Source organism: Clostridium merdae, from assembly GCF_900176635.1.
In the GTDB taxonomy this organism is placed as follows: Bacteria; Bacillota; Clostridia; order Oscillospirales; family Acutalibacteraceae; genus Faecalispora; species Faecalispora merdae.
Genome location: NZ_FXLN01000003.1, coordinates 400,485 through 425,505, shown reverse-complemented (window position 1 = coordinate 425,505; position 25,021 = coordinate 400,485). Strand labels below are relative to the sequence as shown.

24 protein-coding genes are annotated in these 25,021 nt (G+C 46.5%); 7 read left to right on the top strand and 17 right to left on the bottom strand.

The window, feature by feature from the left end; translation table 11 throughout:
- Positions 1-7 precede the first annotated feature (7 nt).
- Together CAN90_RS13820 and CAN90_RS13815 are read right to left on the bottom strand one after the other, a co-directional pair.
- Complete coding sequence (locus CAN90_RS13820; RefSeq protein ID WP_242953565.1) at positions 8-193, bottom strand: ribonuclease domain-containing protein; 186 nt, start codon at positions 191-193, stop codon at positions 8-10.
- A gap of 44 nt (positions 194-237) precedes the next feature.
- Positions 238-603, bottom strand: coding sequence for a phage minor head protein (locus CAN90_RS13815; RefSeq protein ID WP_085832500.1), 366 nt, complete (start codon positions 601-603; stop codon positions 238-240).
- A gap of 334 nt (positions 604-937) precedes the next feature.
- Here CAN90_RS13815 and CAN90_RS03770 point away from each other — a divergent pair, with 334 nt between their 5' ends.
- Positions 938-2,827: a collagen-like protein gene (locus CAN90_RS03770; protein ID WP_085832499.1), complete on the top strand. Its 1,890-nt coding sequence runs from the start codon at positions 938-940 to the stop codon at positions 2,825-2,827.
- A 156-nt stretch (positions 2,828-2,983) separates the two neighbouring features.
- Here the strand turns inward: CAN90_RS03770 and CAN90_RS03765 are convergent, their stop codons facing one another.
- From CAN90_RS03765 to CAN90_RS03725, 9 genes are all read right to left on the bottom strand, one after another.
- Positions 2,984-3,388, bottom strand: a complete 405-nt coding sequence (locus CAN90_RS03765) for an RbsD/FucU family protein (RefSeq protein WP_085832498.1) — start codon at positions 3,386-3,388, stop codon at positions 2,984-2,986.
- Positions 3,389-3,402: 14 nt separating this feature from the next.
- The gene (locus CAN90_RS03760; protein WP_085832497.1) at positions 3,403-4,017 is read right to left on the bottom strand and encodes a KpsF/GutQ family sugar-phosphate isomerase; all 615 of its coding nucleotides are present in this window, start codon (positions 4,015-4,017) and stop codon (positions 3,403-3,405) included.
- 16 nt (positions 4,018-4,033) lie between these two features.
- Positions 4,034-5,032, bottom strand: coding sequence for a ribokinase (locus CAN90_RS03755; RefSeq protein ID WP_085832496.1), 999 nt, complete (start codon positions 5,030-5,032; stop codon positions 4,034-4,036).
- Positions 5,033-5,161: 129 nt separating this feature from the next.
- On the bottom strand, positions 5,162-5,620 hold the full coding sequence (locus CAN90_RS03750) for a NanQ anomerase/TabA/YiaL family protein (protein WP_085832495.1): 459 nt from the start codon (positions 5,618-5,620) through the stop codon (positions 5,162-5,164).
- 12 nt (positions 5,621-5,632) lie between these two features.
- Complete coding sequence (locus CAN90_RS03745; protein WP_085832494.1) at positions 5,633-6,673, bottom strand: sialidase family protein; 1,041 nt, start codon at positions 6,671-6,673, stop codon at positions 5,633-5,635.
- 6 nt (positions 6,674-6,679) lie between these two features.
- A complete protein-coding gene (locus tag CAN90_RS03740; protein WP_085832493.1) occupies positions 6,680-7,513 on the bottom strand; it encodes a carbohydrate ABC transporter permease in 834 nt (277 codons plus the stop codon).
- Positions 7,514-7,516: 3 nt separating this feature from the next.
- Positions 7,517-8,452 carry a carbohydrate ABC transporter permease gene (locus CAN90_RS03735; RefSeq protein WP_085832492.1) on the bottom strand — a complete coding sequence of 312 codons (936 nt, stop codon included), beginning with the start codon at positions 8,450-8,452 and terminating at the stop codon, positions 7,517-7,519.
- A gap of 85 nt (positions 8,453-8,537) precedes the next feature.
- Positions 8,538-9,851: an ABC transporter substrate-binding protein gene (locus CAN90_RS03730; protein WP_085832491.1), complete on the bottom strand. Its 1,314-nt coding sequence runs from the start codon at positions 9,849-9,851 to the stop codon at positions 8,538-8,540.
- A gap of 73 nt (positions 9,852-9,924) precedes the next feature.
- Entirely contained in the window at positions 9,925-10,848 is a 924-nt protein-coding gene (locus CAN90_RS03725) for a dihydrodipicolinate synthase family protein (protein WP_085832490.1), read from the bottom strand.
- A 329-nt stretch (positions 10,849-11,177) separates the two neighbouring features.
- On the opposite strand from CAN90_RS03725, the gene CAN90_RS03720 reads away from it, so the two are divergent.
- The 6 genes from CAN90_RS03720 (at position 11,178) to CAN90_RS03695 (ending at position 19,153) form a co-directional block, all read left to right on the top strand.
- A complete protein-coding gene (locus CAN90_RS03720; protein WP_085832489.1) occupies positions 11,178-11,948 on the top strand; it encodes an IclR family transcriptional regulator in 771 nt (256 codons plus the stop codon).
- A gap of 197 nt (positions 11,949-12,145) precedes the next feature.
- Positions 12,146-13,624 carry an FAD-binding oxidoreductase gene (locus CAN90_RS03715; RefSeq protein WP_143750791.1) on the top strand — a complete coding sequence of 493 codons (1,479 nt, stop codon included), beginning with the start codon at positions 12,146-12,148 and terminating at the stop codon, positions 13,622-13,624.
- Positions 13,625-14,118: 494 nt separating this feature from the next.
- A complete protein-coding gene (locus CAN90_RS03710) occupies positions 14,119-15,294 on the top strand; it encodes a tyrosine-type recombinase/integrase (protein ID WP_085832488.1) in 1,176 nt (391 codons plus the stop codon).
- Positions 15,295-15,681: 387 nt separating this feature from the next.
- Entirely contained in the window at positions 15,682-17,397 is a 1,716-nt protein-coding gene (locus CAN90_RS03705) for a methyl-accepting chemotaxis protein (protein WP_085832487.1), read from the top strand.
- Entirely contained in the window at positions 17,394-17,897 is a 504-nt protein-coding gene (locus tag CAN90_RS03700; RefSeq protein ID WP_085832486.1) for a chemotaxis protein CheW, read from the top strand. Before CAN90_RS03705 ends, CAN90_RS03700 begins: the two co-directional genes overlap by 4 nt.
- Before the next feature lie 248 nt (positions 17,898-18,145).
- Complete coding sequence (locus CAN90_RS03695) at positions 18,146-19,153, top strand: aromatic acid exporter family protein (protein ID WP_085832485.1); 1,008 nt, start codon at positions 18,146-18,148, stop codon at positions 19,151-19,153.
- Between the two features lie 60 nt (positions 19,154-19,213).
- Here CAN90_RS03695 and CAN90_RS03690 read toward each other — a convergent pair whose 3' ends face one another.
- The 6 genes from CAN90_RS03690 to CAN90_RS03665 form a co-directional block, all read right to left on the bottom strand.
- The gene (locus tag CAN90_RS03690; RefSeq protein WP_085832484.1) at positions 19,214-19,609 is read right to left on the bottom strand and encodes a MaoC family dehydratase; all 396 of its coding nucleotides are present in this window, start codon (positions 19,607-19,609) and stop codon (positions 19,214-19,216) included.
- A gap of 56 nt (positions 19,610-19,665) precedes the next feature.
- Positions 19,666-20,862, bottom strand: a complete 1,197-nt coding sequence (locus CAN90_RS03685; RefSeq protein WP_085832483.1) for an acyl-CoA reductase — start codon at positions 20,860-20,862, stop codon at positions 19,666-19,668.
- The gene (locus CAN90_RS03680) at positions 20,846-21,967 is read right to left on the bottom strand and encodes a LuxE/PaaK family acyltransferase (RefSeq protein WP_242953564.1); all 1,122 of its coding nucleotides are present in this window, start codon (positions 21,965-21,967) and stop codon (positions 20,846-20,848) included. Before CAN90_RS03680 ends, CAN90_RS03685 begins: the two co-directional genes overlap by 17 nt.
- A complete protein-coding gene (locus CAN90_RS03675) occupies positions 21,924-23,345 on the bottom strand; it encodes an AMP-binding protein (RefSeq protein ID WP_085832482.1) in 1,422 nt (473 codons plus the stop codon). Before CAN90_RS03675 ends, CAN90_RS03680 begins: the two co-directional genes overlap by 44 nt.
- A 2-nt stretch (positions 23,346-23,347) precedes the next feature.
- The gene (locus CAN90_RS03670; RefSeq protein ID WP_085832481.1) at positions 23,348-23,581 is read right to left on the bottom strand and encodes an acyl carrier protein; all 234 of its coding nucleotides are present in this window, start codon (positions 23,579-23,581) and stop codon (positions 23,348-23,350) included.
- A gap of 134 nt (positions 23,582-23,715) precedes the next feature.
- The gene (locus CAN90_RS03665) at positions 23,716-25,017 is read right to left on the bottom strand and encodes an acetyl-CoA hydrolase/transferase family protein (RefSeq protein ID WP_085832480.1); all 1,302 of its coding nucleotides are present in this window, start codon (positions 25,015-25,017) and stop codon (positions 23,716-23,718) included.
- Between the last annotated feature and the right edge of the window lie 4 nt (positions 25,018-25,021).

The following is a 25,021-nucleotide window of genomic DNA, read 5'->3' as shown; positions in this document are numbered from 1 at the left end:
TCCTCCTTTAAATAATCTCAAAAAAAGTTTCATAGTGGTCGTAGGTAACAAACAGTAGACCGTCGTTTGACCAGAGCAAGCGGTGCATGTTTCGTCTACCGCTATAATAATTAATATCGGCTTCCCACCAGATACGACCGGGAGCTTGTGGTAAGTGACCATTGCGATTAGAATAAATTCCCCCTCCAATCATTTTTCCTGGTGCAAATTTAGCAGGGGATCTCCCGAGTCTCCAACCTAAATGTAAGGTGTTTTTTTTGAAATGTAGTAGCTTGGTAAATGCCCAAAATTTTTCACCCACCAATCTGCCCCGTTTTCTCCATCCTTTGTTCCGTATCCAGCTAATACAGCTTGCATTGCTTGAATGGTGCAGCGGCAGTTCCTGTGTAATGGTGGCTCCAGTAAGGGGGTATCATTCATATCGAATATTTTACCGTGCATATTTTCACAGGGTATACATCTTTTTTCATCAGGTTTAGTTACCCAATGCTTCCAAGTATTACTTTGGATTGTAGGCGGGGCGTAAGTATCTAGAAGTCCTTTGAAAAAACCTGAAACATAATCCTGTGGCAATACATACCCAAATGCTTTTTTTACATACATAGTTCTCACCTCTCGTTAAATGAAAGGAATTATATCCTCTCTATTAATGAGAAAAACACAAGGGATGTTTGCACGAAATAAGGAAAGTTATTTTATTTATTTTAAGTGTATCATAAAAAAACATGGATTCCAATCAATATTATTGTTGAGTTTCATCATAATCTCCGATTTATTTACACTAGAAGATAGCGTATAAAAGAGGCGATTTGGGAGCTTATTCATAAGCGAAAAATGAACCTACCTGTACAAGCGTGCATAGTTTGTACTACGGTGAATGTATATAAATTTCTTTATAGCATCACACGTATGTTTTTTAAAAAGAGAGGTTTCCTTTATGGCTTCTATGCAATTGAGTCTTTTGGCAGCGAGTTCTATTTCTAGCGGAGCACCTGTAGTTTTTGATACTACTTTATATTCCTCTGGGAGTATTTTGTACAACAACGCTACGGGTGTTATTACCATTCTTGAGGCTGGTAGATATAAATTTGATTGGTGGGTAGCAACTCAATTTACGTCAGCGACTAGTATCGCTTTCTCTATTGAAGCTACCTCAGGTTCCGTTATTGGCAACTCCCCCATTAAAACTGGTGAGACGGTAGGATTTGCTATTCTGGAATTTGATACTGTTCCAGCACAAGTGCGATTGGTAAATAGTAGCTCATCCACTATTTTCTTATCCTCCACTGTGCAGGTGAAATCGTCAATCACGATTTTTAGTGGCGTTGGGACGGAGGGCACAACTGGTCCAACTGGTCCTACAGGCCCCACAGGTGCAACCGGCCCCACAGGCCCGACGGGTGCTACTGGTCTAACTGGCGCGGCAGGTGCAACCGGCCCCACAGGCCCGACAGGTGCCACTGGTCTAACCGGTGCGGCAGGTGCAACCGGCCCCACAGGCCCGACGGGTGCTACTGGTCTAACTGGCGCGGCAGGTGCAACCGGCCCCACAGGCCCGACAGGTGCCACGGGTCTAACCGGTGCAGCAGGTGCAACAGGCCCTACAGGCCCCACAGGCCCAACCGGACTAACAGGCGATACCGGTCCTACAGGCCCCACAGGCCCAACCGGACTAACGGGCGCGGCAGGTGCCACCGGTCCTACAGGCCCCACGGGTCCAACCGGGCTAACAGGTGATACTGGTCCTACGGGCCCCACAGGCCCAACCGGACTAACAGGCGATACCGGTCCTACAGGCCCCACAGGCCCAACCGGTCTAACGGGTGATACGGGTCCTACAGGCCCCACAGGGCCAACCGGACTAACGGGCGCGGCAGGTGCAACCGGCCCCACAGGCCCGACAGGTGCCACGGGTCTAACCGGTGCGGCAGGTGCAACCGGTCCTACAGGCCCCACAGGGCCAACCGGACTAACGGGTGATACCGGCCCTACAGGCCCCACAGGGCCAACCGGACTAACGGGCGCGGCAGGTGCAACCGGTCCGACAGGCCCCACAGGGCCAACCGGACTAACAGGCGATACCGGTCCGACAGGCCCCACAGGGCCAACCGGACTAACAGGCGATACCGGTCCGACAGGCCCCACAGGTCCAACCGGCCCAGCAGGCGATACGGGTCCAACCGGCCCCGCAGGTGATACGGGTGCAACCGGCCCCGCAGGTGCTACTGGCCCAACTGGTCCGGCAGGTGATACGGGTCCGACAGGCCCCACAGGGCCAACCGGACTAACGGGCGATACGGGTCCGACAGGCCCCACAGGGCCAACCGGACTAACAGGCGATACCGGTCCTACAGGACCCACAGGGCCAACCGGACTAACGGGCGATACCGGTCCGACAGGCCCCACAGGCCCCACTGGCGCAGGTGTTACAACATTTGGATACGCCTATCAACTTGCAACGTTGGCAGATGCCACTGTCGCCGGAGGTGCAGATGTACCACTTAGTAATAATGGGCCACTATCTGGCATTACTCACACTGCAGGTACAACAACAGTAACGGTTCCAACTGCTGGCTCTTATCAAATTGATTATTATGTTAGTATCACTGCTGGTGTAGGTTCTGCACTTGCGATTGCTGTAAATGGTACGGCAGATGCATCAACCCCAATACCAGCATTAACAGCTACTGGAGAAGTTTCTGGTACCGCAATATTAACCTTGGCCGCAGGTGATACGTTAACTCTTAGAAACAATTCAGCGACTCCATTAACACTAACACTCGCGCCAAGTGTAGGAGCGCAGTTTAACGCCATATTATTAAGTTAATAATTTAGGTTCGTTTTTTGCTAAAGCAACAAGATCGCATCACCGTCTCCTAATCCTATAAAAATAAAAAAGTGCGCCCCTCGGCTTACCGGTATCATACACGGGAAGCTTTGGGGTGCACTTTTTTATGTTATATTTGAGAATAATAAAATCGTATTAAGCTACGCCAACCGTTATTAATATATTTGCAAATATACGCTTTTCTCCGGTGGAGATTGCGAGGCGAACCGCAGGCTCTTTGCAGGCCTCGTAAAAGCCGAAGCGGTCAATACCCTCGAGCTCCATTCCGTTGAGGATAGTACGAAATTCTCCAAAGATTTCCGGTTCCCCGGAGCCGGGCAGCATTACTTCTGCTTTTTCAATATTGATACAGGTTAGTAAGGTCTTTAAAACATCGGTAACGGTTGGAATACCATCAGTAAGACCGAGGTATACTTTCTCTGCATCTCCACTTTTGGCATCCAACGGATAATTGCCGTCTGCTATCAATATTTTGTCTCCGTGGCCACAAAGAGAAAGAACGCGCATAATGTCGGGATGGATACAGCCAGATTTCAACATGCCAAAGGCCTCCCTTATTTCTCGTTTTCGCGAAGATTACCCAAGGTTCCACCCGGGTGCCATTTTACATATTCCTGTGGCGTTAGCCCACGCACAGCCTGCAAATACACGCTAAGTGCCTGAAGCACATAAATCTCAGCGAGAATGGAAGCGCGGGGTGCACGGTTTAGTGGGCCGCCCTCTTGTGCTACTCCTGCCAAAAGAATTGCTTCGGCTTCTCTTGCGAGCCAAGATTCCGGATTACCAGTTACGGCAATCACATGGCAGCCGTTGTTTTTAATGGCAGTCACGGTGGATTTTAGCTCAGCAGTTTCGCCGCTGTTTGAAATGCAAATGACAACATCCCCAGCAACAAGCTGGCCGCAAGAGCCATGTACGGCCTCGGTGCCATGCAGGTAATAGGTGGGACAGCCCGTAGAGGAGAAAAGCGAAGCCATGTAAGCCGCTACATGTGAAGGCTTGCCAATGCCAGTAATGTGCATGCGGCCACCGTTCTCTTTTGCCTTAAGGATTAAATCTGCTGCCTGTTCTAGGCTTTCGGGTGTTACCGACAATATAAAGCGATCCATCTCTTCCGTAGAGATTTGCTGGAACTGGCTTAGCGCCTCGCGAGCTTCTTGTGATATCATAGAAATTTTCTCCTCTCTATTTCAGGCCATCCAAAGCGGACAGGGGGAAGGTAAGATCATTTTCTCTCTGCATGAGGGCAACTACTTCCTCCAGCTTCGGCAAAGAGGGCTGTGCGCCCATGCGCGAAACGGTAAGCGTTGCCGTGTAGTTTGCAAAATGCAGAGAATCTTTCAGGCTTAACCCTGCGCAGTAAGAGGTGGTGAATGCGCCCACAAATGAATCTCCTGCCGCAGTTGGGTCTTGTACTTTTACAACATCAATGCAAGGCTCATAGATAAATTCCTCTTTGTTTGCCACTACGGCACCCGCATTGCCAAGGGTTATCACTACGTTTTGAATTCCTTTTGCCAGCAGGGCTTCTACGGCCTTCTTTACGTCTTCCATATTTACTTGCTTGCCATCCTTGCGAATGGGAACTCCTGTTAAATCTGCCGCTTCATGCTCGTTTGGCGAGATGAAAGCCAAGCGGGATAACATCTCGTCGGTAAGCGGGGCTGAGGGAGCGGAATTGAGCATAACAGGAACTTGTTTGTCGTATGCGTATTTTGCCACCAGCTCATTGATTTGCATGGGGATTTCATGCTGTAAAATGACCATATCGTATTTATCAATAATGTCCTTTAAAAAAGCAACGTCCTCAGGCTTAATTTCCATATTCGCGCCGGACACAACGATAATTCGATTGCGTGTGGTTCCGTTTTGAACCTCAAGCTGTACATTGCCTATGGCAGAGCAAGCGGTGCTATGCTTACCTACATAATCTGTATTTACGCCTGCCTCTTGGCAAGAGGCAATTAAACGGCGGCCAAAGTCGTCGTTGCCAACCTTGCCGACCATGGTTACATCGGCACCGAGGAGAGCGGCCTGCACGGCCTGATTTGCTCCCTTACCGCCGGGTGCTGTTTGGTAGTCCAGCCCCAGAACAGTTTCACCGGCGTTGGGGAAACGCTCGGATTTCACGATAAGGTCCATCACAAAACTGCCAACGACTAATATTTTTGGTTTTCGTGACATATGGATCTCTTCCTTCTTTCGAAATTTTAGCCGCAATCCAATGAATCGGCTCTTTGTAAAATAGGCTTTCTCCCCTCACGGAGAGTGAGGGAGGAAAGCGGAATTCTGTAATCGCGAACGTTCGCCTGATTACGGTATTAATATTTTAATTACTACTTTTTTAATCGCCTCCGGTGTGTTTTCACAAGCCAAAGGCATGTGTGCATCCTGCGGGAAGCAAACAACAAAGCTTTCGGGTACCAGCGGTACAAAAAAACCTTTGCCGTTATCTTCATAAAATGCAATATCCCGCTCAGTGCTATACGGTTCCTTTATGGTGAGTAAATCGGTGTTTTGAAAGCCAATCCACTCGTTACCGGAGATTAAATACTGAATATCGATATAACGCTGGTGAGATTCCCAAAGTCTTTCTTGCCTTTTTGCTGTTTCAGGAGCTTGAATCAAAGCGAAAACAGAATCCCCTTGGATGGGGTATTTACCCGGTTCAAGTACACTTAAATTTGTGTGTTTCAGAAATTCCAGCGCAAGGTCAAAAAGCGGGGAATACCCACCGTACATGGTTATATTGCTGCGTGTATCAAAAATCATAGCTTTGCTTCCTTACTCTGGTTTGTTGAGCTGTAAGCTCCAAAAAGAAATATCCTTACGGCAATTCGTATAAGTAACATACAGAGTATCACCATTGCAGTTAATGGAAGGGTAGGAATACTCGCCTTCCGTTTCTTCGAGCGTGTAAACATCTTCCCAGGTTTGTCCGTCATCGTGCGAGCAGGCAAGGCGCAGTGGGAACCGTGGCCCCCAGTTTTCGCCCACCGGATTATAAACGAGGAAGAGTCGCCCGTCATACGCTTTTACAAGGTCGATTCCACTGTTGTTATTCGGAAGACTGGTGGAGTAGCCCTCGCACCAGGTTTTGCCGCCGTCCTGCGAATCACTTCGGGCAATGTAGCCCTCGGAGGTACGCATGAGCATATGCACATTTCCATCTTGAGATTCCCACAGCGTAGGCTGTATGGCTCCACGACCACCAAAGGACTGCACCGATACCGGAATTTCTTGATAGGTTTCGCTTTTGGTGGCTACTTTTTCCAACGGAATAAAAACCTCATTGCTTTTTACCCATGTTTTTCCGTCATCATCCGAGTAATCCGCAAAGCTGCGCCAAACTCCGTCTTCCAGAGATGCCGGAGCAAGCCACCGCCCGCTGGAATGCACAATCAGCTTGTTTCGTACCGGGCCACGGCCCCCTACATCTCCGGGAACAAGCTCCCGTACCGGAGACCACGTAAGGCAGTTGTCGTTCGATTCGCATACCCAAGTTTGCCAAGAGGCGATTTCGCGCCCTACCTTATAGAATAAGAGGACACTGCCATCTTTCTTTACAAATAATACAGGGTTCCAGTGAGGTAGCCCATTTTGCTGAAGTACCTGCGGAGCCAACCATTTGCCGCCGGTGCGCCTTGCACCCCAAATGGCTACGTCATCCTCACCCTCGTGGCTGCCGGCAAACCAAACGCAGAACAAGTCGCCGTTTGGTAGTACCGCCAGAGTAGAGGAATGGCAGGCCTTAAAAGGGGGATTTTCGCCTAATATGCTCTCTTTTTCAATATGCCGGAAAAAACCGGCGGATGCTGTATTCATTTTTCATTACCCCTTAATACCTGACGTTGCAATTCCCTCTACAAAATAACGCTGTAATAGCAAGAATACAATCATCGTTGGAATAATTGCCATACAGCAAGCCGCCAGTGCGGTGCCATACTGGAACTGGGCATTCGAGTTTACTGAGCCCATAAACTGTGCTATACCAACGGGGAGCGTGAGCATTTTATCCGAGCGGATAGCAATCATCGGCCACAAGAAGCTGTTCCAGTTTGCAATAAAGGTTAAAATGGTCACGGTAGAAAGCGCTGGCTTAGACAGCGGCAGCATAATCTTTAAGAAGATGGTGAATTCACCGCATCCGTCAATTCGTGCGGCTTCCTCCAGCTCACGGGGAAGACCCCGGAAGAAACTGGTTAAAATAAAAATACTAGTCACGTTTGCCGCCGATGGGAAAATAATGGCAGCATACGTGTTGAGCAAATGAATTTTTGCGCACATTAAATACAGTGGAATCATGTAAGCCTGAATGGGAATGAGAAGCATGGTCACAATTGTACCAAAAATAAACTTGCGGCCTCGGAACTCAAAACGACCAAGCGCATACGCCGCCAGAGAGGATAGAAAAAGAATCATTAAAGTTCCTAAAATGGCGGTAATCAGGCTGTTCATGCCCCAAGAGAGGTAGGGGTATTTCTCCAGCACCGTGGTGTAGTTCGAGAAGGTGAGTGTGTCGGGAATCCACTTGGGCGGGTAGCTGAGGATTTCCGCCTCGGGCTTAATGGAGCACGCCAGTGCCCACGCGAGAGGAAATAGAAACACAATGCAGATAACCAGTAGTAAAACGTATTTTGGGAGCTGTTTAATTCCTTTTTCCATTCCTTACACTCCTTCCTCAACTTTTAGCAGTTTATTCTGAATGAAAATCATAATGACAAGGATGACAAGAACCGCAACCTCAATGGCAGAGCCATAACCCATTTCATAGTTCTGGAAGGCAGAGGTGTACAGGTACTGCACCATAGTTAGAGTTGAGGTACCCGGGCCGCCGTTAGTCATTACGTAAATTTGGTCGAAAAGCTGTACGGTATTTACCATGGTAAGTGTAACCACCATGGAGGTAGTCGGCTTTAATAAAGGGAGTGTTATTTTTAGAAAGGTTTGAAAACGCGTCGCACCATCGATTAAAGAGGCCTCGTAAAGCTCCTTGGGGATGCCCTGAAGACCTGCCAGGAACAAGATGGTGTTATATCCTAAAAAGGACCAGATGATTACAACGGCAACCGAAATAAGTGCCACGCGCTCATCCGTTAGCCAGTGTACCGCAGATCCTCCCATTTTCTTTAAGTAAAAGTTGAGAATACCAAAATTGTTGTCATACATCCAGTTCCAAATAATACCGACAACTGCCGGAATAAGAACATAGGGAATAATCGCAACAACGCGGCCAACATTGCGCCCGTGCATTTTTTTATTAAAAAATGAGGCGAGCAAAAGGCTTAGGATGATAAGGGGTGGCAATGTGAGAACAAAGAAGACGAGTGTGTTAATAATGGAGGTATGAAAGTTATCGTCGGTAATCATACGCTTGAAATTGTCCAGACCAATAAAGGACAAAGAACCGGCGAGATCCCACTTACAGAAGCTGATGAAGATACCAGCAATACTGGGGCCAAGGCGGAACACCGTGAAAACAATTAAATAGGGCAGCAAAAACAGAGCCGCTATTTTACCCTGCGAGGCCTTGAGCGGTTTTGGTTTCTTAGGGCTATTCAGGTTCGGGGCGATTACGCCCGTGTTCGCTTGTCTGTTGGACATACGCTTATCACTCCTTAGATGAGGAACAACATTGTAATGAAAGGGCGGGCAGCCCTATTGGAGGATGCCCGCCGATGAAACCAGGTTAGCCTGCCAGAACTTTATTAATGTCGCTTTCAAGCTGTTTTGTAATCTCTGCCGGGTCCTTGTGGTTCAGCATCGCGTTTTGAGCCGCGGTGAGAATCGGGCTAGGAGCAGCACTGGAGAATACCTTAACGGATTTCTTGTGTGCAGGCAGGAATTTTACATAATCCAACTCACTGTTAAAGGCATCAATACCCTTAATTTTTGTAGCAGCCTGCTGTGCTTTTACGTTGGAGGGAATCTGACCGGAGAGTGCCCACTCTGCGGAGTTGTCGGAGAGCCATTTTACAAAGGTTTGAGCAGCTTTTACTTTATCTGCATCTTTGTTTTTGGGGATGGCGAGCAGCTCGGAAGCGCCCCAAACAGCCTTCTCACCAAAAATCTGCGGGTAAGCGGCGGTATCCCAATCAAATTTCGCAGCGCTGTTAACGCCGGAAAGCTGCCAGTTGCCGTCAACTACCATGGCAACGGTTCCTGCTTTAAAATCGTCGATGGGAGATTTCTCACCGGCGGGGGTAACCTTATACTTATAAACCAAATCCTCAAGGAACTGGAATGCTGCGGAGGTCTTTGCGCTGTCAAGCGAAACCTTGCTCATATCTGCGGTGAAGGGGTTGTAGCCCTGCTGGTTCATAAGAGCAAATGCCTGATAGAACGCATGGTGATTCTGCAAGAAGCCAAAACCAAACTGCTTAATGTTTGCAGCATCAAATCCACTTTCGGTTGCATTCTTACCATTGGCGTCAATGGTGAGTTTCTGTGCGGCCGCAATTAGCTCTTCTTTGTTGGTGGGAGCTTTTTCAATGCCAGCCTTTTTAAACAAATCCTTGTTGTAGTACAGTGCGTGCATGTTAATATCAAGCGGTACGCCATACTGCACGTCGTTTAGAATGGTGCCATCCCAGCCAGTTTTAATGTAATCACTGGAATTGAGGTTCAGGCCTTTAATCGCATCCGCATCAAAAACGCCCATATCTACAAACTGGCCGAGTTCAAAAGAGTGCAGAGCGACGACATCCGGTGTAGAACCTGCCTGGTAATCTGCCAAGAACTTTGTGAACATTTGTGACCACTGCAAAGAGGTAAAGTTAACCTGAACTTCTTTTTGGCTTTCGTTAAATTTCTTAACCAAAGCTCCCATTTTGTCGAGGTCTCCACCCGTCCAGCCGCCATAGTAGTTGATGCTTACAGTAGAAGCAGGTTTGCTTGTTTCTCCCGACGCAGCAGCAGAGGACGGCTGTCCGCCACCTGAGCACCCGGTAAACACAGAAGAAACCATTGCGATGCTTGCCAAAACGGCAACGATTTTTTTCATTTTCTTTTTCCTCCCAAATATTTTTTACAGTTGATTTTTCCTCCCGTAGTTCTTTAAAAGCAACTGCAAATAACTAAATTCCAAGCTTTTCCTCCAGCCTTTTCGTAAGGTGAGCCAGTTGAGATAGCTCTAAACGCTCGGTTGCGTCCTGAACACTTTGCCTGCCCTTACGTGCGGCTTCTCCCATTGGTACGCCGATTATATTTAGGTAGCATTTTGCATTTGCGGGGTAGTTTTTCATTTCGATGTAGGAACATACCGTTAAAATGTCCTGCACATAGTCGGTGGTTTCGGGGTCATCCTGCCAGTGTTTCACCAGCCAAGAATACAGCTTCATTTGAAAGTTTGCCATTACGCCGCTGTACCCAGTGCCGCCTGCCTTCATACTGTCTACCAAGGTAGCGGTGTTGGCATTAAACAAGTAAATGCCACTGTCTTTTATAATTGCAAGCTTCTCGAGAATCTGCTCCATATCGCAGCAGGTATCTTTTAAAAATGCGAAACGCCCTGTGGAAATGCAGTATTTTAAAACCTTGGGGGTGAGCAATCGCTTGTACGGGAACGGGCACTCGTAAAAGCCGAGCTTTACGTCTTTTGGCAGCTGCTCAAGCAACTTACCAAGGCGCTCTATAAAAATGTCGTCACTTTCACCTTCCGCAGCTAAGCGGTTACTGATCAGAATCACAGCGTCTACGCCCGTTTCTGCAATGCGGTTGAGTTCTACGGCTTGGTCGTTTAAGTCGTACGATACGTGCCCAGAGGCAATAACCGGTACTCTGCCAGCGGCTCTCTCTTTTACAAATTGAGTAAGCTTTACCCGTTCTTCCAAAGAAAGGTAGAAAATCTCGCTGGATTGGCAAGTGGAAAATAATCCTGCTGCGCCGTTCTCAATATACCAGTCAACCAGAGCGCCGAGCGCTTCATAGTCAATCTCATTATTTTGGTGAAACGGAGTGATCATGGTTGGCCATGCCCCGCATGCAAAGCTCGTATTCATAGACAATAGTCCCTCCAAGCTGAAATATGAGTTAATATTTGTTTAGATAAAACTAGAGCGTCGTTCATTAATAGTGAACGTTGTTCTCTTATTTTTGATTTTACTCGAATTTTACATATGTGTCAAGATAATTTTAAAATTAATTCGTAAAAATAGTTAACTTATCTAATAAATGTTTTACTAAATTATTTCATGAAGAGATCGTTTTTATTCTTTTACAGATAGAATTGACATTTTAAAAAGTTTGTTTATAATAAATGAATATAGTTTTATAATAGAGAACAGATAAGTTGTTGAAATGTTTAGAATGATTTGGGAGGAATTATGAAATGCCAAAAGAAGATGTTTACCCCGATGGCGTAAAGGTACGTTCGCTGTATAAGGCGGTAAATCTGCTGGATTATTTCAGTTCTGCCCATCCGGAACGGGGAATTAGCGAGCTAGCTGAGCTGAGCGGAATGCTCAAGAGCAGCGTGTACAATATTATGAGTACGTTTGAATCCTGTGGAGTGGTGGAAAAGAACCCGAAAACCAGCCAATACCGCCTTGGGCTGAAGATTTTAGAATGGAGCAATGCACTGAGCCAAGAAGATATTTTTGGCCGTGTGATTCGGCCGTATATGGAGGAATTGACGGACCAAACCGGCGAAACCGTTTTCTTGGCGACTCCCTATGGAACGAACATCATCTACCTTGGTGCGGCGTTCCCCAAAGGGGCAATGTCGGTTCGTACCATTAAGGGTGTGGTGGCGCCCATGTACTGCACCAGTTTGGGTAAGGCGCTTCTTTCCTGTATGGAGCCATTTGTGACCGAGCAGGTGATTGCGGCCGGTTTACAGGAGTTTACCCCTTACACGATTACAGACCCGCAGCGCTTTCGTGAAGAAATCAATCAGATTCGTACCGTTGGGTATTCGGTAGACAACATGGAGCATGAGTATGGCATAAAATGCGTTGGTGTACCGATCTGCAATGAGCGTAACCAAGTAATTGCGGCAATTAGCCTTACAGGGCCATCTTTACGCTTTAACGAGCAGCAGATTGTAGAATATGCAAAATTGTTGCAAGAATACGCACTTCAAATTCGCCACAGGCTTTAAAGGTCTAGTTGCGTGTACAATTAAAATTACAAAGAAATCATAAAACACCCGGCGGGGGAGTAGAAAACTAACTCCTCTGCCGGGTGTTTTTAGCTGCTATTTTATAGAAATACGCATTTAGACGCGGCGCCCTTTTTCAACATAGTATAGAATACCCTTTTCAGCTTATCGAAATACAAAAGAAAAGGAGGGTATCTGTGAATAGTGAGAGTTTTCAAGGGTTAGGCGGCCGAGTTGTTACGCCTTGTGATCCTTCCTATTCTGCCGCTAGGCAAGACTGGAACCGTGCGATACAGCAGTTCCCGGTCATAATCAACTATTGCAGTACCGCACAGGAGGTATCTCGTGCAGTGCTGTGGGCCAGAGAAAATTCGATTCCGCTTCGAATGCGAAACGGTGGCCACAATTACGAAGGGTACTCAAACGGAGATTGGGTGCTTGTAATCGATGTAAGTGAAATGAACGGAATCACTCTGAATGAACAGCAGCAAACGGTGACGGTTCAGGGGGGTGTTACAAATGGGCAGCTATACAATTTTGTTGCATCCAGAGGGTACCCTTTCCCCGGTGGTACCTGCCCCACGGTAGGTGTGTGCGGTTATTCACTGGGGGGCGGCTGGGGGCTTTCTTGCCGCATTTTTGGCTTGGGCTGCGATAGTATTGTAGAAGTACAGCTCGTGGATGCGCAGGGAGAAATCATTACCGCAAATGCCCAAACAAACCAAGATCTTTTCTGGGCACTGCGCGGTGCCGGCGGAGGAAACTTTGGCGTAGTGGTTTCTGTTACGTTTCGTTTGCCTCCCCCTGTGCAGTTCGTAACACTCATCGAAATCGATTATCTCGGTGTAAATGCCAATACGCAGGCACTGCTTTTAGAAACTTGGCAAAACTGGATTGATGGTGCTGACGCTCGGTTAACGCTAATCGCCAGAATCTACAATTCAAAGGCGGATGGCCTTTCTATGCTGGTACGAGGGATTTTTTATGGAGAAGCAGCGGATGCGACACGGCTTGTTCAAAATTTTCTGGCCATTCCGGGAGCTGTCTTTAATATTCAATATATGACCTTTTTAGAGGCGGTTACCATTATAGGAGAAGCTTACCCAAGCTTTGAGATTTTTCAGTCCGTAAGCCGATTTGTGTATCGCTCTTATTCACCGGAAGAAATTTGCAGCTTGGTTAGCCTGATTCAGCAGCCAGCGCAAGGTTCTGTTTTCACAGGGTTCTCTATGTATGCCTTGGGTGGCCAAGTAGCCAGAGTAGGAGAAGACGATACGGCATTTTACTACCGGAACGCCAAATATATTGTGTGGCTTCAAACCATTTGGGAAGAGAAACGCTACGCTTTGGTTAATAGGGAATGGATACGTGCCCGACTGCCAATTTTGGAGCCCCTTACGGTAGGCTCGTATGTGAATTTCCCATATTCCGACCTATGCTGTTACCTCAACGAATATTATGGACCGCATGTTGCAGAGCTAAAAATGATTAAGAAAAAGTATGACCCGTGCAATGTGTTTTCTTTCCCGCAGGGGCTTGCCCAGTGGGACGACGGCTATGCGAATACAGTCTTTTCTGCGGAGCAGTTCGCACCCTTTGGTAAAAATGACACCGTACAAATTCCAATGCCCAACACGAATTACCGCGGCTTCCGCTATGTTCAATCGGAGCTTTAATTTAATATGTACGGTTAAAAGCATTAATAAAGTGAAAAGCGTTCCGATATGAAAATCGGAACGCTTTTTATTATGAAAATTTATACTCGAATTGTACCGCGTGAATTTTGTTTTTGATGCTGAGATTATTTGAATATAAAATATTCACTTTTTGTTGGATGAGCACACAAGCTTTAGAATGCAAAAAGCAACTATAGCAAATAAAATAACATGAAATATTAAAGCGTTTTAAAAACATTTCCCTACTACGGCCGTGAATATTGTAAATATGACACGAAAATGTCGCAGTTTATCTTAAACGGTGACTTCCTTATTTTGACATACTACGACAAATTTTATTATATATTATCTTATTTTGCTTGTCAATGTGACGAAAAACACAGCCTTCACGTCCATTTGTAGATAATTTTTAATGAAAATGTTGCCCTTTTTTGATAAAAGCAAAAAAAATCGCCGTCAGCAAGAAACGTCATATTTGAAAGGAGCATTTTATAATGCCGCGAAAAGGAGAAAATATTTATAAGCGTAAAGATGGTAGATGGGAAGGAAGGGTTATTTTACCCGATGGAAAGTACCGTTATTTATACGCTAAGACCTATAAAGAAGTTCGTTTAAAAATGAAAGACACCCGAGAATTAAATAAAACAGTGAAAATCAAGAAGGAAATTAATACCAAATGTGCGACAGATTTATTTGAAGCTTGGCTTACGGGAGAGATTACAACCCGACTTAAACCGTCAACATACGAAAATTATTATTACTGTATCAACAGATATGTAATTCCTTTTTTTAAGCAGAATGCGAACACACAAATTACAGAAGAATCCATAAAACGATTGGTAGAAGAAATCAACTGTAATAGCGCTCTTTCTGCAACGTACCGAAAGAAGATACTTTCCATTCTTAAAACTGCTTTAAAAGAAATTAATAAAGAGTTTCCTCACGTTCCTGCGGTTGCAGAATTTGTTACGCTTCCAAGGGTAAAGAGCAGTAAAAAGGTTGAAGTTTTTACTATGAGAGAGCAAAGGTTGATTGAACACATAATATATCAATCGAGAGACAAGCGTCTTTTGGGTATAACGTTATGTTTTTACTCTGGTATTCGGCTTGGTGAGTTATGCGGTCTTAAGTGGGGAGATTTCGATTTTGAAGCAGGTGTTGTCTCTATTTCGCGCACAGTGTCTCGAGTTAAAAACCAAGAGTTGAGTGATGAAAAAACAATTCTTCATGTGGGGACACCCAAGAGCGAAACTTCACTAAGAAAAATACCCTTACCAGCTTTTTTACTGGATAGCCTCAAGGAAAACAATGCCCTTATAAACCAAGAAGACTTTTACGTCTTAAGTAGTAGACCAGTTCCTTTTGACCCCCGTATTTACCAAAGACTTTATAAAAGGGTTTTAGCTGAAGCAGGCGTAAATGACCGGAAATTTCATACGATACGCCATACCTTTGCCACAAGAGCTTTAGAACTGGGAGTGGATATTAAAACACTTAGCGAAATATTGGGGCATTCGAATGTGAATATCACATTAAATGTGTACGCTCATTCGTTAATGGAGCAAAAGAAAATCGCAATTGAAAAATTTAATGATATGCACATCACGTATATGAGGTCTAATGTATTCGCCGTCGATTCTACCGTCATTCCCTCACATGCGGTAAGCTGAATCGAGCGAATTTAGAACAAGGTCACCGTTTAAGATAAACTGCGACTCAAACATGCAAATCATTACGCTAATTATTATTATATTCTTGCTGTATTTAATTATTCAAATGAATGAAAAAGGCCTTCGTTGAAGTCCTTCAATTATCATAATCAAATTTGTTTTACAATGATAGCTCTTCTGTAGAAGATTTTGTCGTAGACAGCGATAAATCGAATGGTTGTTTTTATTTGCAGAGTATTTGCTACTGCAAGAGAATAGATTTTCTTTTTGCGAGCAGCTTTTCCCCAGCAGGGTGACGATTTATAGGAGGGAGGCAAGTCAGTAAAGTCTTCGCTGGAAGAGCACAGAAAGAATTTAGAATAACATCACAGGAGGGTCTTGTATTTTATGAAACGGTTTAGGGATATGAATATTTCCCAAAAGTTACTCACTGGTTTTCTAAGTATAGTAGTGTTTATGGTCGTTGTTGGCGCAGTTGGTGCCTATGGCATGATTCAAATCAATAATATGGACACCTACTTGTACGAAGAGCAGACTGCCCCTATTGAGGATATTTACGATGCAAACAGCAGTTTGGCATTAATTCGTTCTGAAGCGCGAGGCGGAATGATTTATGCGGGTAACGCCCAAAAAGTGGATGAATACTATCAAAAGTATTTGAATGAGAAAAAAGAATATGATGTTGCGATTGAGAAATACAGAAAAACCATGTATCTGCCCGAGTCTGTTAAAATGTATGAAGAAACCTCGAAGCTAATTGAAACGGTATTTGTTCCGGCTTTGGAAAAATCCTTCGCAAGTGCAAAGGCCGGAGACCGGGACGGGGCAGTAAATGCAATGGTAGATATTACGAATGAAATGAATACCATTTATGGCAACCATGAAAAAATGGTGGAAGCTCGAATGGAAGAAGCCAAGCGCACCAGCGATTCCAATACCTCCATTGCGATGATATTGTTAATCGTACTCATCGCTGTGAATCTGGTTGGTGCCATTGGTGCCATTCTTCTTGGTCGTAAAATCTCCCAAAGTATTTGTGTGCCAATTGGTCGTGTGGCAGACGCCGCAGGCGATATTGCCTTGGGTCGTATCGATATTGACCTGAGCGATGTGAACTCCAAGGATGAAACAGGCGTGCTCGCTGCCGCATTTACGGAGATGCTCGAAGGCATTCGCAAGCAGGTGAAAGTAGCCGAGCTGATTAGTAACGGCGATTTCACCCAGTCGGTGCCTCTTCGCTCCAATGAAGACGTGCTTGGGCTCTCATTGCAAAAAATTGAAGATGACCTAAGCTCAACGCTTTTGATCATTCGCGCGGCTGCTGATCAGGTCAATACTGGGTCTGAGCAGGTCTCCGCAGCGGCACAGGCTTTGTCATCCGGTGCAACCGAACAGGCCGCCTCCGTTGAGGAGCTGAATGCTTCTATTGTGAGTGTAGCACAGCAGGCAGAGCAAAATGCCATCAGCGTGAAAAAAGCAATGGATTATGTGCAGGAAGCCGGAGCCGGCGTGCAGGAAGGCAACAAGCACATGCAGGATTTAAATCAGGCAATGCGCGAGATTGGCGCTTCTTCACAAGAAATTTCAAGAATTACAAAGCTGGTGGAGGACATTGCCTTCCAAACCAATATTCTTGCTCTCAATGCTGCCGTTGAGGCTGCACGTGCCGGTAGTGCCGGAAAGGGCTTTGCGGTTGTTGCGGATGAGGTTCGTAATCTGGCCGCAAAATCGGCTCAGGCAGCAAATCAAACAACAGATTTGATTCAAAAATCCGTTTCCACTGTTTCGCAGGGAGAACGACTCGCAGAAGAAACGCTGAAAATCTTGATTACAGTGGAAGAAAAAGCACAGATGGTAGACCAATCCATTCGTGAGATAGAAGCATCTTCCTCCGAACAGGCGGTTGCCATTGAGCAAATTAACAATGGGCTCTCGCAGGTATCTGCCGTTATTCAGACCAATGCGGCTACCGCAGAAGAGAGCTCGGCTTCGAGTGAAGAGCTGGCAACGCAGGCTCAGGCCCTGCAAAGTGAAGTGGGTAAGTTCAAACTGGCAGGCGCGAGAGATTGGATGCCTACGCAGAACGGAGAGTTGTTCTTATGACAGAAGAACCGTTTGAACAAGAAAACCAAAATAAGGATGATCTGGAAGGGCGTTATCTAACCTTTTGGGTACAAAAGCAATTGTTTGGTATTTCAATTGATAAAGTGGTTCAGATTGTTGGAATGCAAGAAATTACCGAGCTGCCCGAACAACCGGAATATGCCAAAGGGGTGATAAACCTGAGAGGGCAGATTATACCGGTAATAGACGTAAGGCTTCGAATTGGCAAACAGGAAGCGCAGTATACGGAGCGCACCTGCATTATCATCACCCATATGAGCGGGAAAGACTTTGGTCTTATTGTGGATGAAGTGGATGAGGTTACCAATATTGTGAGTGAACGCATTTCACCGCCGCCACAAATGGGTAAGGATAAAGTTAACTGTTACCTGACCGGAATTGCCCGAATGGGGTCGCAAGAAAATAAAACGGAAAAAGTAGTGTTGCTTGTTCACCCCGGAAAGCTGGTAAATGATGCGCCGGAGACGAGCCCGATGTAATTACCAAAAGCTTTCTAGCCTATATTAACACATTTTAAAAACCCCGCTCCATGCAGTGCTGTTTTTTCACACTGTATGGGGTGGGGCTTGTGTCTTTTTTATATAAATTAAGAGAACACCAAAAGTTCAGTAAGTATGTCTTGTAATTTAATTTTTCGCTTATATAATAGAACTTATTATTCCATAATACTTTTACCATAGCTTATTACTCTAAACTAAGATAATCAGGAATACGGGAGGAAATACGCTTGAACGCAATCGTTAAATCAGCAGCTGCTAAGGCGGTAAAGGCAACCGCCGGTGCCTGTGCCGCCATTGGGATTGCTCTTATTTTGGGGCTGCAATACCCCACGGCGGCAGGTATTATCACACTGCTCAGTTTACAAGAGACAAAAAAAGAAACGCTGAAGACTGCCGGGCGGCGCATTCCCATTTTCATTGCGGCAACTGTAATTTCGTATATCAGCTTCCGTTTGTTTGGTTATACCGTAACAGGGCTTGGTGTTTATCTTTTGGCATTTGTTACGTTGTGCCATAGTGTTTCTGCCGCGGCAGATATTGCAATGTGCTCGGTACTGGTTACCCACTATTGGGTAGAGCGTTCCATGAACCCTTGGCTAATCGGGAACGAACTGCTGCTTTTGGTCATTGGAACGGGTATTGGCATTTTGCTCAACCTGTTTTTACCGGTTGGGATTCATTCCGTACGAAAAATGCAGGAAGAAATCGATTCAGAAATCTGTCGGGTGCTTGAGGATATTGCAGATGCGATTGATAACCAATCGATAACGCAGCTGCCTAGACTTTTGCAATTGGAGCAATTACTGGAGAAAGCCCGTTTGCAGGCAAATCGAGCGGTAGACAACGCCTTAACGCTCGATTTGAATTATTATGTGGAATACCTTGATATGCGCACCAACCAATGTATGGTGCTGCGCCGCATTCAAATTGCTTTGCTCCGCTTAAACGGTGCTCCCGCACAGGCAGAAAGAATCTCGTTGTTTCTGCGGCGCATTTCTTCTTCCTTTGGAGAATCGAATAATGCGGCAGCTTTGTTGACCGATGCAAATGAAATTCGAGCGGAATTCCGGGCGAGCGAGCTGCCTCGTACACGTGATGAGTTTGAAGACCGCGCGGCACTGCTTCATATTTTTAATGAATTGGAGCATTTTCTGCTTTTAAAAAGCACCTTTGCGCAGTCGTTAACCGAGGAGCAGAGGATGCGGTACTGGAATCACAAAGAAACACGTAAATAATCGCAATAAAAAGGGCACTCATCTCTTACCGCTAGTAAAAGATGAGTGCCCTATCCATGTTTATGCCGGTGGCAATACAATGGCATAACCAGACAGCACCAGCTTATCCTCTTGGTTTCGCATGGTGATTCGTAAGCGAGCCTGCTTTGTATCTGAGTAAAGCTGTGTTACGCGGCAGATAGCGGTAACCGTATCTCCGCAAAAGACCGGGCGTATAAACCGAATTTCTTGGCTAACGTAAACACTGCCTGGCCCAGGAAGCTGTGTGCCGATTAAGGCAGAAATAACTCCTGCGAGTAGCATCCCATGAACAATGGGGGCACCAAAGCGGCATTCACCAGATTCCATTTTATGCAAAGGGTTTTGGTCGCCGGTAAGGCGTATGTAATCAATCAGGTCTTGTTTTGTAAAGCGTTTACTGCGCTGTGCCGAATCCCCAACCGTTAGAGTTCGCAAGAAAAACCCTCCTTTCCATTCATCAAGTTAGACTGCCATTATATTAAAAAGGGTTTTCATTCGTTTAGTACTTCAATGCTCCGGCTCATGGAACGAATGAGGTCGATGCCATCCCAATTTAGAGAGAACTGCATACTGCTACCCAATGGCACAATGCGGTCACAGCCCATTGGTCGGTTGCGGAGTAAAAAATCTCGCAGCACTGCCGCGGGAATTCCATAGCAGCATAGGGTTTGGCAGCGTTCCCCTAAAATAGACAAGAGGGCATCCAGTGAATGGGAGGAAGCCTCCAGGAACATACCATCACCCGTCCATAAATCCAGTAGCTTCGGTGTTAGCTTTGGTGTGGTTACCCGTACTGCATAGTTGCTTTTTCCAGCCAGACGCATTTCTGGATATTGTGCAGCCATACGGCAAAAATGTTCACGCTTTTTTACGGCATGAACGGGCAGAAACTCTCCATTTTGCAGGCAGAGCTCTTCCACCCGCTCCCACAAAATGGATTGGGCGGCTTTTATTTCGGTCGTTTCTCCCAGCCAGAGCAACGCGCGGGGAGAGGTGCATGCCCATTGGTCTGCAAAAAAAGCGTCGGCATAAAACCGCTCACAGAGCTGTTCCGGGTGAGGGTTATTTAAAAAGGCGGCGGCATCTATGGCGCAAACGGAATATCGGCTGGGGAAGGTAAGCTCCAAAGCGCGAGGGGAGAGAGGCAGGAGGCGGATTTGCCGAATGGCTTCGTCCCCACCCCATAACACACGAACACGGCATTGTTCAGAAAGCTGTGCCAGAATGGGGTGGTCGTGCTCACACTGAAAACAGGTAATAAAGGGAATGAGAGAATGAAAATCGGAGCGGAGCAGAGAATCCATTTCTCGGTATAGTAGTTTTGCTTGAGGAAAATCCCGTGATGATAGCCGAACGACACAGGGGCAGCCGGCAAGCAGACCTGCCGCGAGTGAATAGGCGAAATTTAGGGGAACGTTGCCGGGGCACACATGGAAAGTGAGTCCGCGACCAAGGCGCAATTCATCTTGTCTCCATTTTTCTTTTAAGTGAAGAAAGTTTTTTATACGGCACCAAAAAGCAAATGCAGTTAAATCGGGATAAGATTTCGTCTCCGGATTTTGGCGCAGTCGTTGACTCAATACGTTAAAAAATAGAAGAATGTTCTCATCAAATATGGGGAGTGGAGTTACTTCTTGCGTTAAGCTGGCTAATTCCCCGGTGAGGATTTTTTCACCTTGCGTAAACATCACTGCACCCCCTAAGCTGTGCTTGTAGCAGGCGTCCGTGAATTTGAAAGCAACGGCCTAGTCTGCCGCAAGGGCAGTTGTCAACACCAAGAAACGTTGCAGCATCTTCTGTTAATATGCTATGGCCGGGGTAGGAGCGAGGCAGTAAAGATAAAACTTGGAGGATGCCGGGTTCTTCTACATGGCACAAAGAAAAATCTTCTCCCCGCCGAACAAATATTTCGGAAAACTCACTGGCATGGAAACGACCCGCTTCACACTGAAAGAATACGGAACCGGCTTGCTCTGCCATTCCGTAATAATTGTAAATATGGTGCAGTCCGCAGCATTCTTCTAGTGCACGGTGGAATTCCCCGGGTGGCACGGCTTGTTCTTGCAGCTTTTTCCAGCCACCGCCGTGAATAAGCGTACCGGACGAAAAATCCAGATGTTCCGTGTTCTCACGAAGTACTTGGCAGAAGTACTTCCAAACCATGAAAGTGAACCCAAATAACAGAAAAGGACCGCCGTTTACCTGCTCTAAAAAAGTGCGGATAAGCGGTAGGTTCAGGGTGTAATCTTCCTTTAAGGCAAACACGCGCCGGCGAGCAAATATAGAAAATCCCAGAACACCGGCTGCACGGGCAGAAAGCCCACCCTCCCTAGTAAGTACGGATGGACGGTCAATAATGAGCATGGGGAAGCGTGCCTCGCCAATAAAATCGGTGGCTATGTGTGCCAAGGCTCGTTGTTGGTCAGCGGCGGTTTCGCGGTCTAATTCCACATGTACCTGTTGGACGCTTGTAGTACCGGAGGAAGTAAGCGAACGGCTGTACTCTTGAGCGGACGTGCTTCTTAATTTCATGGATTTAAATATTCCGGATGGCAGAAAGGGCAATTCCTCTGTGTGAGTGACAGCCTGCGGATTAAAATCGAGTGCTTGTAGCATGTTCGCATATGGTTCACAGTGTGCACTGTGGTAATGAGTCAGTTCCAATGCCGCAGGGAAAAACAGGGACTCCTTTACCGCTTGTGTGGGAGCGTGAAAGGTGGGAATTCGAGCAAGCGTTCCACATCCTTTGTCATAGCTGCTCCTCCAAGTGGGTATATAGAATTTTGCCCGCATCTGTACGTGGTATCTGTTTTATTTCTCTTGCATGAAAAGCACGGGCTGGGAAGCGAAGGGTATTGGATAAATACGTAAGAATGGGCTGTGTATTGTAATCAACTGTTCTTTCTATGAATACCGTAATATGGTCGTCTATTCCTACACATGCAAATTCTGCTCCGCTAAACTTTTCTCGAAGCAGTCTTTCGCATTCATCAAGGCTAACGCGGCTGCCAAATAGTTTTACCATCCGTTTTTTACGGCCGGTAACATAGTAATAACCGTCAGCATCTCGCATCGCGAGGTCACCGGTATGCAGTACACCGTGAAAATCATCCTCGCGTGCCAAATCTTGTGGGCATTCTGCATAGCCTAGGGTTACGTTTGGCCCCTCATATACAAGCTCGCCCTCTTGATTGCTCTGTGTGATTTCCTCCCCGTTTTCTTGAAGTAGACGGAAAGCGCCGCCGGGGATAGCGATACCGATGCTGCCACATTTTTCTTCAGCTCGCTGCCAAGGCAGGTAGCTCATTCGGGCAGTGGCCTCAGTTTGGCCATACATGGCATAAAAGCGCTTATCGTGCTCCCGCGCATACACGGCACACTTTTGGTGCAGGCGGTGTGGCAGCTTACCGCCTGCTTGTGTAAAATAGCGTAGGCTGGGCAGCTCGCGTTCAAAAAATCCGGCACGCTCCAGCAACGCGTAGGTCATGGGTACACCACTGATGCTGGTGGCTTTTTCACGCTCAAAATACTCCCAGAACTCCTGTTGAATCACACTATAATCACTCAATAGGATGGTACCACCTGTAAGCAGGTGGCTGTGCAGAATAGAAAGGCCAAAGGTGTAATACAGCGGCAATGTTAGAATCGCGCGCTCAGAGGTGGAGTCGAGCTCCAAATACTGTGCAATTGCCTGAGCGTTTGAGAGGATATTGCCTGCGCTTTGGCGTACCAGCTTAGGGCTACCCGTTGAGCCAGAAGTGGTTAATAGAAGTGAAAGCTCCGGATTCAGCTCTTGGTGTGGCGTGAATTCGGTTTTCAGTAGGATATAGTCAGAAAGAGTATCAATCGGTTTGCATGCGGAAAAGGTCTTTGCCTTACTCTGTGGAACCCATAGGTAGGCAGGCTGGTAAAGTGAAATTAGGTTTTGCAATAGCTCGGGGTTTAGTTCACCATCCAACAGCAAAGGAACCGCCTTTGCAGACAAAAGCCCAACATAGCCCGTGGTAAATGCAATGGTGTTGCTGGTAAGGCATAAAACGAGTGAGCGTTGTACCGGCCACTTGGCAATATGTTTTCCGTTCGCAATTAACTGCGAATAGGTATGTATGCAGCCGCTCGGTTCAACGAGAGCGGGCTGCTCTGGGGAGTATTGTTCCAGTGGGAAAAACATGGTTAGACCTCCACGCCGTATTTCCTCAAAATTTCTTTCCCTTTCTCGTAGCTGTTAAAGAGAATGACGTCAGTCGAATTGATGGAGATGTCGAAGGTATCTTCCATCATGGTAATCATTTCAATGTGTTGAAGGGAATCCCATTTACCGCGCAGGTAAATGAGTGCACTAAGCTCTTCTTCGGCAACGCCGAATAACTCTGTAAAAACGTGGTTGTATTGTTGCAAATGTGTCATGGTTATTTTCCTCCAGAAGGCAGTAGTAAGTGCGTTTCTCCTCTATTATGAAGAGAGTTTGTTTGGGTAGCACAAAGGAGGGGCCGGAGCCCCTCCGGTGTACCTGTTGTAGGAGAGTGTATCGTTATTAAAAGTTATACTCCGAATCGGTGACGGAACTCTTCCATCAATTCCTCACGAAAATCTGGGTGTGCAATTTCAATGAGTGCCAGTGCACGTTCCCGTAAGGTCTTCCCCTTAAGCTTGGCAACTCCATATTCAGTTATGATGTAGTTTACATCGTAACGAGAGGTGGTAACGGCGGCTCCTGCGTCAATTAGTGGCACGATTTTAGACACACGTGTGCCATCCTTTTTTACGAGTGATGACGGCATTGCCATGATGCTCTTGCCACCACGGCTGAGGTTCGCCCCGCGCACAAAATCCACTTGACCGCCTACGCCGGAAAACTGGCGAGGGCCAATTGATTCTGAAACAACCTGCCCCATCAGATCTACCTGAATGCAGGAGTTAATGGAAATTAGGTTATCGTTCTGTGCGATAACAGCGGGGTTATTCACGTAATCCACCGGGTACATTGCAACGGAGGGGTTGTTGTCTACATAGTCGTACAAGCGTTTACTACCCATTAGAAATGTAACTACGCACTGCCCTTTGTGCAGTGTTTTACAGCGGTTGGTGATAACACCGGCTTCTACCAGTTCCACCACTCCGTCAGAGAACATCTCGGAGTGAATTCCTAAATCTTTCTTTTCTTTGAGGAAGAGCAAAACGGCATCGGGAATTGCACCAATGCCAAGCTGCAAGCAGTCGCCATCCTGAATCAGTGAAGCGCAGTGCTCACCAATTGCACGCTCCGTATCGCCAATTTTTGCCTGCCCTAGTTCAATAATGGGAGCATCTACCTCAACAATGCAGTCCAGCTCTCTTACATGAATGAAGCTGTCGCCGAGAGTGCGGGGCATGTTGGGGTTGATTTGTGCAATGCGGGTGTCTGCAATTTCAGCAGCTGGCTTTGTGTAGTCTACCGATACACCATAGCTGCAATAGCCATGCTCATCTGGCGGAGAAAGGTGAAGTAACGCCACATTTGGGTGTAGCTCCTCGCGCAGAAGATCGGGGATTTGTGAAAAATAAACTGGCGTAAAGTCACCGCGGCCTTTTGCGATGGCATCTCGTGTGGAGGCACCTAAAAACAGGCTGTTATGGCGAAAATTCTTTTGGTATTCGGGTAGGCAGTATTCGCCTTTCCCCATAGCTACCATGTGAACAATTTCCACATTTTCATAAGTGGCAGCGTTTTTTACCATTGCGTCAATCAATACGCTGGGTTCACCGGTGGCGTGAGCCACAACCACGCGGTCGCCGGATTTAATATGAGAAACGGCCTGTTCTGCCGTCATTTTCTTTTGTTGGTACAGTTCCTGCCAGGACATGTTA

What these genes read in the sequence shown, in the direction of transcription:
- CAN90_RS13820 (WP_242953565.1), bottom strand. Translation starts at nt 193, where the DNA reads ATGATTGGAGGGGGAATTTATTCTAATCGCAATGGTCACTTACCACAA.
- CAN90_RS13815 (WP_085832500.1), bottom strand. Translation starts at nt 603, where the DNA reads ATGTATGTAAAAAAAGCATTTGGGTATGTATTGCCACAGGATTATGTT.
- CAN90_RS03770 (WP_085832499.1), top strand. Translation starts at nt 938, where the DNA reads ATGGCTTCTATGCAATTGAGTCTTTTGGCAGCGAGTTCTATTTCTAGC.
- CAN90_RS03765 (WP_085832498.1), bottom strand. Translation starts at nt 3,388, where the DNA reads ATGTTGAAATCTGGCTGTATCCATCCCGACATTATGCGCGTTCTTTCT.
- CAN90_RS03760 (WP_085832497.1), bottom strand. Translation starts at nt 4,017, where the DNA reads ATGATATCACAAGAAGCTCGCGAGGCGCTAAGCCAGTTCCAGCAAATC.
- CAN90_RS03755 (WP_085832496.1), bottom strand. Translation starts at nt 5,032, where the DNA reads ATGTCACGAAAACCAAAAATATTAGTCGTTGGCAGTTTTGTGATGGAC.
- CAN90_RS03750 (WP_085832495.1), bottom strand. Translation starts at nt 5,620, where the DNA reads ATGATTTTTGATACACGCAGCAATATAACCATGTACGGTGGGTATTCC.
- CAN90_RS03745 (WP_085832494.1), bottom strand. Translation starts at nt 6,673, where the DNA reads ATGAATACAGCATCCGCCGGTTTTTTCCGGCATATTGAAAAAGAGAGC.
- CAN90_RS03740 (WP_085832493.1), bottom strand. Translation starts at nt 7,513, where the DNA reads ATGGAAAAAGGAATTAAACAGCTCCCAAAATACGTTTTACTACTGGTT.
- CAN90_RS03735 (WP_085832492.1), bottom strand. Translation starts at nt 8,452, where the DNA reads ATGTCCAACAGACAAGCGAACACGGGCGTAATCGCCCCGAACCTGAAT.
- CAN90_RS03730 (WP_085832491.1), bottom strand. Translation starts at nt 9,851, where the DNA reads ATGAAAAAAATCGTTGCCGTTTTGGCAAGCATCGCAATGGTTTCTTCT.
- CAN90_RS03725 (WP_085832490.1), bottom strand. Translation starts at nt 10,848, where the DNA reads ATGAATACGAGCTTTGCATGCGGGGCATGGCCAACCATGATCACTCCG.
- CAN90_RS03720 (WP_085832489.1), top strand. Translation starts at nt 11,178, where the DNA reads ATGCCAAAAGAAGATGTTTACCCCGATGGCGTAAAGGTACGTTCGCTG.
- CAN90_RS03710 (WP_085832488.1), top strand. Translation starts at nt 14,119, where the DNA reads ATGCCGCGAAAAGGAGAAAATATTTATAAGCGTAAAGATGGTAGATGG.
- CAN90_RS03705 (WP_085832487.1), top strand. Translation starts at nt 15,682, where the DNA reads ATGAAACGGTTTAGGGATATGAATATTTCCCAAAAGTTACTCACTGGT.
- CAN90_RS03700 (WP_085832486.1), top strand. Translation starts at nt 17,394, where the DNA reads ATGACAGAAGAACCGTTTGAACAAGAAAACCAAAATAAGGATGATCTG.
- CAN90_RS03685 (WP_085832483.1), bottom strand. Translation starts at nt 20,862, where the DNA reads ATGTTTACGCAAGGTGAAAAAATCCTCACCGGGGAATTAGCCAGCTTA.
- CAN90_RS03680 (WP_242953564.1), bottom strand. Translation starts at nt 21,967, where the DNA reads ATGCGGGCAAAATTCTATATACCCACTTGGAGGAGCAGCTATGACAAA.
- CAN90_RS03675 (WP_085832482.1), bottom strand. Translation starts at nt 23,345, where the DNA reads ATGTTTTTCCCACTGGAACAATACTCCCCAGAGCAGCCCGCTCTCGTT.
- CAN90_RS03670 (WP_085832481.1), bottom strand. Translation starts at nt 23,581, where the DNA reads ATGACACATTTGCAACAATACAACCACGTTTTTACAGAGTTATTCGGC.
- CAN90_RS03665 (WP_085832480.1), bottom strand. Translation starts at nt 25,017, where the DNA reads ATGTCCTGGCAGGAACTGTACCAACAAAAGAAAATGACGGCAGAACAG.